The organism is Limosilactobacillus reuteri, assembly GCF_013694365.1.
Lineage (GTDB): Bacteria > Bacillota > Bacilli > Lactobacillales > Lactobacillaceae > Limosilactobacillus > Limosilactobacillus reuteri_E.
In genome coordinates this window covers 676,970-691,619 of record NZ_CP059275.1, presented here as the reverse complement: position 1 = coordinate 691,619, position 14,650 = coordinate 676,970, and the positions used below count along the sequence as shown (strand labels likewise).

18 protein-coding genes, 1 tRNA gene and 2 pseudogenes are annotated in these 14,650 nt (G+C 39.3%); all 21 read right to left on the bottom strand.

Going from position 1 to position 14,650, the window contains the following annotated elements:
- Window positions 1-120: 120 nt before the first annotated feature.
- Window positions 121-753, bottom strand: coding sequence for a TetR/AcrR family transcriptional regulator (locus HHK02_RS04015; RefSeq protein ID WP_181462791.1), 633 nt, complete (start codon window positions 751-753; stop codon window positions 121-123).
- Window positions 754-827 (bottom strand) — tRNA-Arg (locus HHK02_RS04010). It abuts the gene before it with no gap.
- On the bottom strand, window positions 828-962 hold the full coding sequence (locus HHK02_RS12875; RefSeq protein WP_269204225.1) for a hypothetical protein: 135 nt from the start codon (window positions 960-962) through the stop codon (window positions 828-830).
- Window positions 963-1,469 (bottom strand): hypothetical protein, encoded by a 507-nt coding sequence (locus tag HHK02_RS04005; protein ID WP_003672505.1) that lies wholly within the window; start codon window positions 1,467-1,469, stop codon window positions 963-965.
- On the bottom strand, window positions 1,470-2,498 hold the full coding sequence (locus HHK02_RS04000; RefSeq protein WP_098039749.1) for a hypothetical protein: 1,029 nt from the start codon (window positions 2,496-2,498) through the stop codon (window positions 1,470-1,472). It lies immediately after the preceding gene.
- Complete coding sequence (locus HHK02_RS03995) at window positions 2,499-3,386, bottom strand: hypothetical protein (RefSeq protein WP_003672501.1); 888 nt, start codon at window positions 3,384-3,386, stop codon at window positions 2,499-2,501.
- Window positions 3,387-3,701 (bottom strand): metal-sulfur cluster assembly factor, encoded by a 315-nt coding sequence (locus tag HHK02_RS03990; protein ID WP_003672498.1) that lies wholly within the window; start codon window positions 3,699-3,701, stop codon window positions 3,387-3,389.
- Window positions 3,702-4,229 (bottom strand): peptide-methionine (S)-S-oxide reductase MsrA, encoded by a 528-nt coding sequence (gene msrA, locus HHK02_RS03985; RefSeq protein ID WP_065533092.1) that lies wholly within the window; start codon window positions 4,227-4,229, stop codon window positions 3,702-3,704.
- Window positions 4,230-4,355 (bottom strand): hypothetical protein, encoded by a 126-nt coding sequence (locus tag HHK02_RS12870; protein WP_003664033.1) that lies wholly within the window; start codon window positions 4,353-4,355, stop codon window positions 4,230-4,232. It lies immediately after the preceding gene.
- On the bottom strand, window positions 4,356-5,516 hold the full coding sequence (locus tag HHK02_RS03980) for an aminotransferase class I/II-fold pyridoxal phosphate-dependent enzyme (protein ID WP_181462790.1): 1,161 nt from the start codon (window positions 5,514-5,516) through the stop codon (window positions 4,356-4,358). It lies immediately after the preceding gene.
- Window positions 5,517-7,022, bottom strand: coding sequence for a glutamate--tRNA ligase (gene gltX / locus HHK02_RS03975; RefSeq protein ID WP_003672488.1), 1,506 nt, complete (start codon window positions 7,020-7,022; stop codon window positions 5,517-5,519).
- Entirely contained in the window at window positions 7,023-8,366 is a 1,344-nt protein-coding gene (gene glnA / locus HHK02_RS03970; RefSeq protein ID WP_181462789.1) for a type I glutamate--ammonia ligase, read from the bottom strand.
- Complete coding sequence (miaA, locus tag HHK02_RS03965; protein WP_181462788.1) at window positions 8,367-9,290, bottom strand: tRNA (adenosine(37)-N6)-dimethylallyltransferase MiaA; 924 nt, start codon at window positions 9,288-9,290, stop codon at window positions 8,367-8,369. It abuts the gene before it with no gap.
- Window positions 9,291-9,467: a DUF3042 family protein gene (locus tag HHK02_RS03960; protein WP_003664039.1), complete on the bottom strand. Its 177-nt coding sequence runs from the start codon at window positions 9,465-9,467 to the stop codon at window positions 9,291-9,293.
- Complete coding sequence (locus tag HHK02_RS03955) at window positions 9,468-9,854, bottom strand: rhodanese-like domain-containing protein (protein ID WP_181462787.1); 387 nt, start codon at window positions 9,852-9,854, stop codon at window positions 9,468-9,470.
- Window positions 9,855-10,826 (bottom strand): ROK family glucokinase, encoded by a 972-nt coding sequence (locus HHK02_RS03950; RefSeq protein ID WP_003675699.1) that lies wholly within the window; start codon window positions 10,824-10,826, stop codon window positions 9,855-9,857.
- Window positions 10,827-10,958: pseudogene (locus HHK02_RS03945) on the bottom strand (YqgQ family protein); the annotation flags it as partial.
- Window positions 10,959-11,621: pseudogene (locus HHK02_RS03940) on the bottom strand (rhomboid family intramembrane serine protease).
- On the bottom strand, window positions 11,622-12,176 hold the full coding sequence (locus HHK02_RS03935; protein ID WP_003672475.1) for a 5-formyltetrahydrofolate cyclo-ligase: 555 nt from the start codon (window positions 12,174-12,176) through the stop codon (window positions 11,622-11,624).
- Window positions 12,177-12,326, bottom strand: coding sequence for a 50S ribosomal protein L33 (gene rpmG / locus HHK02_RS03930; protein ID WP_003664049.1), 150 nt, complete (start codon window positions 12,324-12,326; stop codon window positions 12,177-12,179). It abuts the gene before it with no gap.
- Complete coding sequence (locus tag HHK02_RS03925) at window positions 12,327-14,384, bottom strand: peptidoglycan D,D-transpeptidase FtsI family protein (RefSeq protein ID WP_181462900.1); 2,058 nt, start codon at window positions 14,382-14,384, stop codon at window positions 12,327-12,329. It lies immediately after the preceding gene.
- Window positions 14,385-14,650 lie beyond the last annotated feature (266 nt).

Sequence of the window (14,650 nt, the reverse complement as noted above, 5' to 3'; positions counted from 1 at the left end):
AAAAAAGGACTGTGACATAAGTTAAGTTACTTTCATAAAAAGGAAATACGCAGTACAACAATGGCCTCCAACGTCCGGCAAAAAAGCCGAACGTTGGAGGCCTATTGTTGCTTGCGGGGGTTAAATCTTTTCTAAAGTTCCTTCTAGTTCACCATCAAAAAAACTAACCAAAGAAATATTCTCGCTACTAAACTGATTCAACGTTTTTGCCACGCTTTGTGTCATGTAACGTGGAGTATAAATCATGCCATCTTCTAGCCACCGACTTACTAAACCCAGAAATGCTGAATCAACAAAGGAAATCTGCAAATTAAGTGGGACCTTCAACTGTTGGTTCTTATTCACTTGCTCATTAAAGTGTGTCATTTCATTTGCTAACCGATTGTAAAGTTGTTCATAAAAGAAGTTATTCTTTTCATTATTTAATAGAACATCAAAAATATCGGCGTTATTTTCGATATACTGAAACGCTTTGTGGAGTGAAAACACCTTTACCGTCCGTTCTTTCGAAAAATTACTATCGATCATTACTTGGTTAAAGAAATCGTCAATAATCTCTTGGATTGCTGACTGAATAAAATCTTGTTTATCCTTATAGTGAAGATAGAAAGTTCCCCGAGTGATGTTGGCAGTTTCAGTAATCTTTTGGACGCTAATATCTTCAAGCTTTTCACGTCTCATCAGATATACAAGAGCTTTGCGCAGACTATTACGTGTTTTAATTACACGTGGGTCTGTCTTATTATCAGCCATTGGAGCGAGCGAGACTTGAACTCGCAACCCTCGGTTTAGAAGACCGATGCTCTATCCAGTTGAGCTACCGCTCCTTAAGCTTTTCGATCTCGTAAGCGATTGGTAGTTGCACTATGTTTTCCAGTTTCTTTGTTACTAAGACTGCCAAACATAAATTCACCAATTACCGACGCAACCAAAATTAAAACAATAATAAGAAATGGTAGCATTTAATGTTGGTCAATCATTGCTTGGTAAGCATCGGAAATTTGATCAGGTGTTAACTGCCAATCACTAATTCCCATTTTTAGCAAAAGATGCCAAGCATGCCAAAAGCTTTCTTGTTGATGATTAAAATAGGCATCACTCAAGAAGTGTTTAATTGCTAGATACGATTTATTAAGGTCTGCTAACTTTGTAGATCTTTTTGCATCTGTAATTCGTTGCCAGGCTTGATCATCTAGCACAACCAGATGCGTCCACTTCATCTTTGCACTATACAACAAAAGTAAAGCTACTGATTCAACATACGATTTTAGCAAATCTTCTTTGTCTACTTCACTAGGATTAACTACCTTATACCACCCTGCTGCTTCAGCCATATTTGATAAAGAAATGTCAAGGTCAACAAAAATCGTTTGCTTTCTTGTTTCTGGCCCAATCATTAATTCCTTTTCATCATCAATCTTTAATTCTAAATCGATAATTTGGTGAAGCATTTTAGTAATATCTAACATTTATTCTTCCTCATTAGAAGTTGGATCTTCTGATGGTTCTGCCGAAGATACTTCATCTGAAGATTCGTCTTCTGCTACTTCTGTCGTTGCTGGTGATTCTTCATCAACAATCTCCATATGATCTGTTCTCACGGCTAGAGCGGAACGATTTGCCAAATACCACTCGCGAACCAGGTCGTAATGAAGCAATACATCAAAGAACGAAACTTGCTCATCCGAATCTTTAACTAAGAAGGCCCACTCTTGACTATAATCGTCCGGGTCAAAAGCAATGTCAAGTTTGGTACCTTGATCTAATAGTAACTCAGCCCCATTATTTCGTGGTAAATTCATCAACATGTAATCTTCATCAGCAGTCGCAACAAATAAACGATCAATTACTGTCAGTGGAAGTTCAGGCTTATTCAACATAAAGCGGCGATCATTTGCAGTTGCTAAAATGCCTAGATCAATCGTGAAATCAAGATCTTTTTGCAAGTATTTAGCAAAATCAATCAGAGGTTTAACCGCATCCCGTAACTCAAGGTCAGTATGCTGTTTAAGCGCATAAACGATAAAATAATTTACTAATGCGCGGTTATTAAATTGCATTAATTTATCTTCTAAGCTTAGATAGAAAAGTGGTTCATGCTGACTTTGCTCTGTAAAAGCCGCTTCTCCCCGACTATCGACCTCAAATTTAAAAATAGCTTCACCGCCAATAGCCGCAACAGTCGCTTCAAATTCATGGTTTAATTCATTTTCTGCAACATTAACCGCTGTATCCCCATGCATTTTTAATAGGCGATCCATAAAAATCAGATAATAGTCAGCCGCCTTATAGTGTGGCGGAAAATTAATAAACGCGTTTGCCAAATCCATTTTGGTTAGTTTATTAGCGGCTGATAATAGATTCTTAGCATCCTTAGTCTGGGCTAACTGGTCTAAAAGGTCAACATATTTTTGTCCAAGGCTTAAAACATCTTTAAAGGAATCAGAAAGAGCCTGGACCCGTTCACTAGGAGAAGTCACGATTCGATTATTGCTCATTTATTGCTCATCGTCGTCCACCTGCTTTCCTTCTGATCCATTTAAACTGGCTAAATAATTAGCATATAAATTGCGATTAGCTAATTCGAAATCTTCAAAGCTGCCAAAAGTATCGATAATGCTCTTTTGCTCATAACTTAAAATCGTATTTTCTTTTGATAAGGATAGGACAACGCGTTCATTATCCTTAATAGTTTGGGCTGCATTACGAGCTTCTTCTTCTTGGTCCTCTAACTTTTGCAGCTGCTCAACCAGTTCCTGGCGACTCTCCTTGTTACGACTTGATTCCCAAATGCCAGACCGTGAACTAATTTCTTTTAATTGTTCTTGAAGGGCTTCTTTACGTTCCTCACGTTCTCGTTGATGATCAATCAAATCTTGGAGACGGTCATTTTCACTAGAGATTTTACTAATCCGGTCACTATTGTAACGTTTATTGTCACGCGCTAATTCAAAAGCCGTCCGTAATTTATCATATTCTGTTTGGTCAAAAGAAAAACGAACATTCAAAACGTCTAATTCACCAAATTGACGGCGATCCCACCAGTTACCAAAATAAATCCGGTAGTGACCAGTTTGATATTCTTCATAATAAAAGAAGGGATAGGTTTTACCCAAATATTTAATTAAGTTTTCACTAAGGTAATTACTTAATTGATCAGCCAAATCATCGACTAGGTTCATTACACCTTTATCATTTGGTTGTTGTTCCCGATGTTCAATCTCTTTAGCATAGCGTTGGTTATCTAGTAATTGGTAGATTTCCCGATCACGATGGTTTGAAATTGCATCATTAAAGCGTCGCAAATACTTTATCTTTGTAATAATTTGTTGATTGATGACTTGAGTAACATCAAGTGAATCACTATTAGTTTCTACACTCGCCATTCAATGAACCCCTAACGATAATTTAGCAAAACGGCTCATCCGATCAATCGTCCAAGCTGGTTCCCAGACAAATTCCACATCAACGTTTTTTACCTCTGGAACCTCTTTTACCGCTTTAGTCACCATATCAGCCAATACATTTGTTAATGGGCATCCCATTGTCGTTAGCGTCATTTCAATCAAACATATTCCATCATTATCGAGATCAATTGTATAAACGAGTCCCAAATTAACAATATCGATATGAAGTTCAGGATCAATAACTGTTGCTAATCGTTGAACAATATCGTCCTTAATTGATTGTTTGTCTCTCATTTAATTGTTTTTCCAATACTTCTCAATAAATTGTTGTCGGCCACCAGCTTCTTCTAAGGCAAAACGTTGCGGATCTTTCTTATAAAAGCCCTGATGATAGTCTTCTGCGGGATAGAATGGCTGCGCATCCTCAATTGTTGTTACAATCTTTGCATCACCAAAACGGCCGCTTTCCTGTAAAGCCTTTTTTGACTCTTCTGCAGTTTTACGTTGTTCATCATTTTTAACGAAAATTACAGGACGATAATTGTCTCCCCGATCTTGGAATTGGCCACTTGCATCAGTCGGATCAGTTTGGTGCCAATAAATCTCTACTAAGTCTTTGTATGAAATTTTATCGGGGTCAAAAGTAATCTTTACTGCTTCTGTATGGCCTGTCGTTCCAGAACATACCTGCTCATAGGTTGGATTGGCAACATGGCCACCCGTGTAACCTGATTCAACTTTGTCAATTCCCGGATAAGTATCAAACGGCTGAACCATGCACCAAAAGCACCCGCCTGCAAATATTGCTGTGTCTAAACTCATTTATTCGCTCAGTTTCTTGGCGTCAGCATCAATCTTTGCAAAACCAGAACCATCTGGCTTCTTGCTGCCACGCTTTTCCATAGCTTTACGAGCCATTTCCTTACGTTCTTGCTTACTAAGTGCCATTTAAGCATTATTTTGTTCTTTTTCACAAAATTCCGCGAGACGATCCATTCCCTTTTTAATTTGCTCAATACTTGTAGCATAACTAAAGCGAAGATATCCTTCCCCACCTTTACCAAAGTTTGATCCAGCCGTTACGGCAACTTTGGCCTCATTAGCAAGTTGATAAATTAGCTTATTGTCATCCTGATCAAGGAATGGTGGAATCTTGGCAAAAATATAAAATGCGCCCATTGGTTGACTACATTCAAAGCCCATCTCTGTAAGCCGCTTATACATATAGTCACGCCGTTTAATATATTGGGCGTCCATTTCCTTTGTTGCCTCGTCCCCAGCCTTTAAAGCGGCTTCTGCAGCATCCTGGACAAATGTTGCGATATCCGTCACAGCAAATGCATGAACCTTGAACAGCAGATCGGTTACTTTAGCTGTTGCGCAAAGGTATCCAATCCGCCACCCGGTCATTGCATAGGACTTCGAAAAACCATTAGCCAAAATTGTCTGGTCTGGAATGATCTTAGCCATGCTTGAGTATTCACCGTCATAGTTTAATTCACTATAAATTTCATCACAGATTGCAAAGATTGGCTTACCCTTAATTAAGGCTGCTAATTCATTCATTTCTGCTTGAGTATAGGTAATTCCAGTCGGGTTAGAAGGGTTAACGAAAACAACTCCTTTTACTCGATCACCATATTTATCTAGATACTGTTTAAGAAGAGCAGGCGTTAGTTTAAACCCGGTCTTGGATGTATCTACTTCTACTGGCATCCCTCCCGCAATCATTACATCAGGCGTGTAGATTGAAAAAGTAGGCGTTGGAACTAAAATTATATCTCCCGGATTAGTAATTGCAGTAATTGCAACAGAAACCCCTTCTGTTACTCCGTTTGTAACAAGAATCTCTGTTGCAGGATCGTACTGAAGGCCATATTTATTAGCCAACGTATCGGCAATCGCTTGACGCAATCCCACTGTTCCACGTTGGAGAGCATAGTGAGTTCGATTATTTTCAATGCTCTCAATTCCGGACCTTTTAACATATTCTGGTGTGTCAAAATCAGGTTCACCAATTGTAAACTTAATAATTCCTGGAATTTTTGAAACGTATTGGGAAAAATCAAATACTTTTAACGTTGGAACATCATTTAAGATCTTCCGCATTTAGTTTTCAAATGCTTTGATCATCCGGTCAAGCAATTCAATATCTGTATCACGTGAATAAATATCCATAATTTCATAGATTTGTGGTGCAGAAGTTGAACCAGTAAAGGCAAGGTTTAATGGGAAGTATAAACCACGACCCTTAATACCAGTGTCCTTACCCACTTCCTTAATAGCTTGACTGTAATCAAGGTCATCGCCACCGTTTTCAAGTTTAGCCTTTAAGCCCTTAAGAACAGCTAAAACATCTTCATTAGCGAAGTCTTCGTTGTCCTTAAGCAAATCATAGTTGAATGATTGGTCAAGAACCGTGTAGTATGACCATGCATATTGAATAACTTCAAGAAGCTTATTAATATCCCGTTGGTGAACTTTAATTGTCTTCTTAAGCAATTCAGTCAATTGATCTTCTGGAATACTTTGAAGGCGCTTAGCTTCTTCAGTTTCGCCTTCCTTAATTAATTCCATTGTCCGATCAGTTAATTTATCGATCGACATACTCTTAATGTATTGAGCATTCATCCAATCAAGTTTCTTTTGATCGAAGTATGCTGGTGCCTTTGACATCCGTTTTGGATCGTACACCTTAATCAACTCTTCTTTAGAGTAGATTTCACGTTCGCCAACTGGAGACCAACCTAAGAATGCAATAAAGTTAAAGATTGCTTCGTGAAGGTAACCGTGCTTCTTGTATTCACTAATGAATTGAAGGGTATCTTTATCACGCTTACTTAACTTCTTGCGAGTCTTTGGATTAAAGATCAATGGAATGTGGCAGAAAGTTGGGTGATCCCAGCCTAATGCTTCATAAATAGCAATTTGCTTTGGCGTATTTGAAATGTGATCAGCACCACGCAAAACATGGGTAATGTCCATGGTATGGTCATCAACTACTACGGCAAAGTTATATGTTGGCATTCCATCACTCTTTTCAATGATGAAATCACCACCAAGGTTGTCAGAGTTAAATGAAACATGACCACGTGCAATATCGTCCCATTCGTAATCATGGTCTTTAGGGAAGTGGAAACGAATAGTTGGCTTCAATCCCTTTGCTTCAGCAGCCTTTTGTTCTTCTTCACTCTTGCCATACCAACGACCATCATAATGAGGAGGTTCATTGTTAGCCTTTTGCCGTTCACGCATTTCAGCTAATTCTTCCTCTGTTGAGTAATCCTTGTATGCAATGCCCTTGTCTAATAATTCTTGAATGTATTTGTGGTAAATACCTTCTTTATTCCGTTCACTTTGACGGTAAGGGGCATACTTTGGATTTGGCTTATTTGGACCTTCATCCCAGTCAATTCCTAACCAGTGAAGATTTTCACGTTGGCTAGCTTCACCATCTTCAACGTTCCGCTTGGTATCGGTATCTTCAATCCGTAATACCATCGTTCCATCGAAGTGACGTGCAAATAAATAATTAAATAATGCTGATTGAGCATTTCCGATATGTAAGAAACCTGTTGGGCTAGGTGCATATCGAACTCTGACCTTTTGATCCATTTAGTATTGTTCCATATAGTGTTGCCGTTCCCAGTCAGAAACGTGTTGACGATATGAAGCATATTCACGAGTCTTGGCTTCCATAAAGTTGTTATAGAGGTGTTCACCCATTGAACTCTTGATAACCTCATCGTTAGCCAAAGACTTTAATGCATTGTGTAAAGTATCTGGTAAATCATGAATATCTTTTTCAGCTCGTTCTGCTTTCGTCATCGTATAGATGTTTTCATCAACATTATGAATTGGTGGTAAGTTGTTGCGTAAACCATCTAAACCAGCTTCAAGAACAGCAGCGATTGCAAGATATGGGTTAGCTGATGGATCTGCTGACCGTAACTCAAGTCGTGTTCCCATTCCACGATCACTCGGAATTCGCACAAGTGGTGACCGGTTAGAAGTTGACCAAGCAACATAAACCGGGGCTTCATAACCTGGAACCAATCGCTTATAAGAGTTGACGATTGGGTTGCAAATTGCAGTGTAGCTTCGTGCATGCTTCATCAAACCGCCCAAGAAATGGTAAGCAGTTGCGGAAAGCTTATCTTTATCATTTTCATCAAAGAAGGCGTTAGTGCCATCTTGACTAAACAATGACATGTTGAGGTGCATTCCTGAACCATTAATACCAGAAAGCGGCTTAGGCATAAAGGTGGCATGGAAACCATACTTCTTAGCAATTGTTTTAACAACGAACTTAAATGTTTGGATGTTATCAGCGGCTTCTAAAGCATCTGAGTACTTGAAGTCAACTTCATGCTGACCAGGAGCAACTTCATGGTGAGCAGCTTCAACATCAAAGCCCATCTTTTCAAGAGCTAAGACGATGTCACGACGGCAATCTTCACCAGGATCTGCTGGTTCCATGTCAAAGTAATTTTCCTTATCGTTAAGATTGGTAGTTGGGTTACCCTTTTCATCAGTCTTGAAGAGGAAGAATTCTGGCTCAGGTCCAATGTTAAAGTCTTTGAAGCCCATCTTCCGCATATCTTCAAGAACCCGCTTTAAGTTGTTACGGGGGTCACCTTCAAATGGAGTACCATCAGTCTTGTAAACACTGCAGATTACCCGCGCAACCTTCCCGTGTTCAGCACCCCAAGGGAATGCAAGCCAAGTGGACATATCTGGGTAAAGATACATGTCACTTTCTTCAATCCGAACAAATCCATCAATTGAAGAACCATCAAACATAATTTTGTTATCCATCAATTTATCTAACTGACTAACTGGTAAGTCAACGCTCTTAATCGTTCCTAATAAGTCAGTAAACATAACTCGTAAGAAATGAATATCTTCATCCTTTACCATTTGGCGAACTTCATCTTTTGTAAATACGTGTTTACCCATTTATTTTTTTAACCAATCATTTATAAACTGCTTAATTTGATTAATATCATCGGGATGACGCAAAATATCAAACCAGTGAGTATCAGCCTTATTTCTAAACCACGTCAACTGCCTTTTAGCATAATGGCGAGAATCCTGCTTAATTTTTTCAACTGCCTCAGCTAGGCTAATCTCGCCACAAAAATAAGGAAATAATTCATGGTACCCAATTCCTTTACCTGCTGGCAGATTTTCTCCTCCTTGATCAAATAACCATTTTGCTTCTTCTAACAAGCCGTTTTGAATCATCAAATCGACTCGCTTATTAATCCGATCATATAAAACAGGACGAGCAGTAGTCAGGCCAATCAAGAGAAAATCATTTGTTGCTTTGAACTGTGGTTGGTTGGAAAATAATTGACCCGTTTTCTTAATTACCTCTAAAGCCCGAATAACCCGGCGAGTATTAGATTTGGGGATCCGAGTACTAGCTACCGGATCCAAGTCGTTTAATTGCTCCCAAACGTACTCGGCTCCCTTTTCCTCAGCAACTCTTTTCCAATGGTTACGAATTTCAAGTGTTTGTTGGTCAAACTGGTCACTTCCCAATGCTAGATTATCTGTTAAGGTTTGAAGATAAAATCCAGTTCCGCCTGCAATAATCGGTAAATGATTACGTTGAGCTATTTCGTCTATTTTTTGGTCAGCAAGTTTCTTAAAACGGGCTGCAGAAAAACGCTCTTCAATATTGCAGATATCAATGAGATGGTGCGGCACATCCCCCATTTCTTCGGGAGTAACTTTTGCCGTTCCAATATCAAGGCGGCGATAAACTTGCATCGAATCACCAGAAATTACTTCCCCATCAAATTCATGTGCCAGTTTTATTGATAGTGCAGTTTTTCCTACAGCGGTTGGACCGACAATTGCGATTACTTTATTCATTTAAAGTTGGTGTGCTGAGCGGCCCTTACGGATAGCAGCTCGACGGTTTTGATCAAACTTTTCTTCTTCTTCTTCCGCTGGCTTAATGACAGTTTTATGGAAAGTGAGAACCCCGCTAGCAATGGCAGCAACTGTTGCTAAACTACCAACTAAAATACCTTTTGCTAATTGTTTCATTTAATACTTGGACTTCTTAGTTTTACCATCCCACGCACGATAACCATCTTTTAAGATATAAAGGTGGTTATACCCATGCTTACCTAAAAATGCAGCGGCCTGGGTACTTAATGTCATTCCTTCATCATATAAGTAAACCGGCAAGTCCTTCCGCAATTCGCCATATTGTTGACGAAGATATGGATAAGGCAAGTTACGTGCACCAAGAATGTGACCTTGTTTAAAATCATTTTCTTGTCGCAAGTCAATAACCTGTGCTTTTCGCATTCCTTGCTTAAAGTCATCTTGACTAAGGACAGTTGCATATCTCTTTCGACGGTAAGTCTGAAATGCCCAGCTAAAAATCCATACTAACAAGATGATTATAATGACTGCATTAAGAATCATTTAATCTGCGTTTACAAACTGACGAGCTAATGAAGCAGCACCGATAACACCAGCATCATTACCTAATTCAGCTAACTTCAATTGAGTTGAAGTCCGAACTGTTGGGAAGGCAAATTTTTCAAAGTTTTGCTTTACCCGCTTCAAAAGGAATTCACCAGCTGCGGAAACTCCACCACCGATAACAAGGTATTCAGGGTTCAATGCGTTACTTAAGTTGGCAGTTGCTAAACCGAGGTAGAAGCAAACTTCATCAACAACAGTATTAGCAAGATAATCATTTTCCTTAGCAAGGTCAAAAACAATCTTGGCTGTAATTTCGTCACCGTTATCAATCATTGCCTTCAAACGACTGTTACCTTCATATTCTTCCGCCTTATCTTGAGCGATATGAACAATTCCAGTAGCGGATGCGTATTGTTCAAGACATCCATGGTTTCCACAAGTACAAAGGTATCCATCTGGCTTAACAATCATGTGACCAACTTCACCACCGGCACCAACGACACCGTGGATAAGCTTACCATTGGAGATAAGTCCACCACCAACACCGGTACCTAAAGTAATAAATGCAACATCGTCACCTTCATTACCAGCGCCCTTCCAACGTTCACCAAGTGCAGCAACGTTAGCATCGTTATCAAGAGCAAATTGCATCCCAGTGCCTTGTTCAATCTCTTCTTTAACATTTTGAGTTGTCTTCCAGTTTAAGTTGTAGGCACCAATAACAGTTCCCTTTTCACGATCAATTGTTCCGGGAGTTCCCATTCCGATTCCAATAAATTGGTCTCGAGACATTTTATATAAATCAAGGTGGTGATTAATTGAGTTAATGATGTCTGGCACAATGTGTGAACCATCATCCAAAATGTTAGTCCGCAAAGACCACTTTTGTTGAATCTCACCGTTCTCCGTTAAAATTGCAAACTTGATAGTAGTACCACCAAGGTCAACACCAATTAATTTCTTAGCCATTTAATACAGTTTACCCCTTTTAATTCTCGTTTGTTCTTCACGATGTTCTTTACGCAAGACAATCTTTGCTTTTGTATAAGTTGAGTTATCTACAACTCCTGATTGATAGAGGTTATCGAGCTCAATAGCCATTCACTTCAATTCTAGAGTCAAAATTACCAAACTTACCGTTAATACAGCTCCACTTAACAACCGTTTCAGGTAATCAACAGTTCCTAACATGGGAGCACCAACAATAAATGCAATGAAAAAGCCATCAAATAGGCCGCCAATGTGTCCTACCAAGTCAACTCCTGACAGGAAAAAATCCATTCACAATATTAATAATAACAAATAACACAAAAAAGTACGACTTAAGACGCGAACAATAACATTATGGTGAAAGCAAACACCCAACATTAAAAATGCGCCAAATAATCCAAAAATAGCAGTACTAGCACCAGCTGAAACTGTCGATGGCATGAAGACCGCGCTGGTAGGATTACCAAAAAACGCGCTGACAAAGTATATAATTACCATTCGCCAATGACCGAAAAACTCTTCAATGTAACGGCCAATATATAAAAGCGTAACGCTATTGACTACTAAGTGTGATAAACCAACATGAAGGAACACAGGTGATACTAAACGCCACCATTCACCTTCCCTGATTAAGGGCGTACTACGAGCACCCATATTCAGGAGGGTTACTGTATTAGTTGAGCCACCTGCATAAACTAACCAGCAATAAACTAATACCTGAAAAATTATTAAGGTAAGCGTCACGGGCGCCAATCTTAGTCCCTGTGTCCGCATCTATATCCCCGGTAAATACAACACTTTATCTATTCGCTGATCGAATTCTTCTGGTTCCCATTCGCTTTCTTCAGCCAGTTGCGTTGTCAATGCCATTGAAACTTTAGGGCCCTTATAGTTTTTTAGGTAACGATCATAATAACCGCCGCCAAAGCCCAACCTGTTACCAGATGCGGTAAAGGCTACTCCAGGAACAACCATCAAATCAATCTCATCTGGAGAATAAACTTTGCCATCATGTGGCTCTAAAATACCAAAAGACGTCTCGTCGAAATCGGTATCCTCATTTAATTCAACAAATTCCATTTGACGATGGGGCAACGTCCGTGGAACAACAATCTGCTGGCCCTTATGACGCGCATGAAGGATAATAGGTGCAGTATCAATTTCAAAAGATTGACTTAAAGTAACAGCAATTGTTTTAGCCCCTGTCCATTCAGGTTGATCATATAGCAAAGATGCTAACTTTCGCTCTTCGTAAAGACGGGTGTTTAAATCTAATTGTTGAAGGCGCGCAATATATGCTTGTCGTAACTCTTTCTTTGAATAAGCCATTTACTTAGTTTCCCGATGTAATGTAACCTTTTGTTCCCGTGGACAGTACTTGTTTAATTCAAGACGATCTGGGTTGTGACGACGGTTCTTGCTAGTTAAGTAAGTCCGTTCGTGGCATGAAGTACATTCAAGTGTAATGTTGACACGCATTTAGTCACCGAAACCCTTAGGACTCTGAACAGTCTTCCAGTAGGCTTCAAAAATTTGTTTTGCCATTGTCAGGTTGGCACCACCATCGGAATTTGAAGCTCCTGGAATAGCCAAAGCAACTACAACTTGTGGATTATCAGATGGCGCAAATCCAGCAAAACTTAGCGTAGTTGTTGAGTGCGACTTGTAGTAGGTTTCGGCAGTCCCTGTCTTACCAGATACTGATGGTTTAACAGATGCCAACGGTTTACCAGTAACATAACGGTTAGAACCATGAACCACTTGATAAAGCCCTTGTTTAACGACATCAAAGTCAGCTTTAGAAGCAGGAATGGTTAATTGAACTTGGGGCTTTGTTGTATATTCAACGGCACCAAGTTGACCATTGGCTTTCGTACCACGGATTTCTTTAACAATGTATGGGCGCATCCGGGTACCACCGTTAGCAATAGTAGACATATATTGGGCAAGTTGAATCAAAGTATAACCATCATAGTTACCATATGACAAGTCAAGTGCTGAACCGATATGCTTTTGGTCAGCAGGTCCTGTATAACCGCTTGTTTCACCAGGCAAGTCGATTCCAGTTTTAACCCCTAGTCCAAACATGTTGAAGTAACCTCGCGCTTTAGCAAAAATACTTGGCTTCATCGTAATTTGCGCATTTGGTGTATATTTCATTCCTGCTTCTTTCATGAGTAGTTGCATCATATAAGAGTTGGAAGAAACTTCGAGCGCCGTTGCTGCATTAATTGCCATATTTGCTGATCCACCATGGTTAAACCATGATCCCTTAGATGAAGTTCCGGCAAGCTTAATTGGCATATCGGTTAAGGTATTATTTGTTGGCGTAATTACACCATCCATTAATGCCCCCATGACCATCGCCGGCTTTACAACTGAACCCATCGTAATTGGGTGGTTGATAGCACCAATTTCATCAGGGGTTTCTTTACCTGTTGCTGGGTCACGGTCAATTCCTGCCATCGCATAAATTGCACCGGTATTTGGATTCATTACTACTGCATATACCCCAGTGGAATACTGGTTTCCGGCAGCTGAGTAATTGTTTTTCAAAATCGATTGAACTTGCTTTTGGAATTTTGAATTAATCGTTAATACAAGGTTATCACCCTTCTTACCAGGGTACTTAGTCTTTTCTTTAGTTACATCATTTCCGTTAGTAGTAACTTCAGTTTGTGACTTCGAACCAGCTAAAGTTGATTGGAACTGTTTTTCCAGATAACTTTGTCCAACGCTATCATTTCGAGAATATCCTTGAGCAAGCAATGAGTTAACTTCATCACTTGGTAAACCAGTAGTTGAGACAGTTCCTGTTAACGATTGAATATCTGTACCTTGGGGGTAATTACGAGTCCAAGACGTTCCAATCTTTACCCCTGGCATTTCATTCAAGTGTTCTCCAACTGCTGCAAGCTCTTTAGCACTAACACCCGTTTCTTTAATATAAGTTGTCGAAAGGGAATATGCTCCACTCATTGCCGCATAAATTCGGGCATTATTCTTTTGCTGATCTGTAAGTTCCCATGAATCAGGATGCTTGCTCAAATATTCGAGAGCTTTATTATATTTAGTATCTTCAGAATCGGCATCTGAAGTCTTGACATGTTTCAAAACACTCTTAAGCCGCTCTTTATCAGCAAGGTAATAATCCTCTTCATTTCGATCAGTTAAGCGCGAATTTTTATTAGAAACAGACACATATTTTCCTAAACGATTAGCAATCTGATAGAGCTGATCAGTAGTTACATTAGCCCCTTTAGTATAGGTAATGGCTTGATGAGTTTGATTACCAACAAGAACATTCCCTTGTGAATCATAAACCATCCCCCGTTGTACATTATTCGTCTGCGTTGTTGTATCTGATCGCTTTACTTCCGCTTTAAATGATGTTCCTTGCAGAACTTGAAGATAAAACAGTCGAATAGTTAACGCTAATAACAAGATACCAACAATCCATAATAGCATGTTCAGCCGGAATGGAATAATTGACTGCGCATTTTGACGCTTTTTGGTACGTGAACCAAACAAGTTCATTATTCGATCAAAGAATTTCACTTCAGCTTCAAATAAACTGCCTGATTTCACCAAATTCTGCTCGATTTCTGTTAAAATATCCATAATAGGTTAGTGTAAGATTTTCATAGGTTGGATGAATAATTCATCTGGTCGTGGAAATCTTTTTTGTAGACCAATTTACTTATTTACAAAAAAAGAAAAGACCAGTAGCCTTTAGTGTGTCGAATACTAAGCAAAGGCAGGTCTTTCCTCATGGATATTTTAACAGAAATCGAGCAGAATTT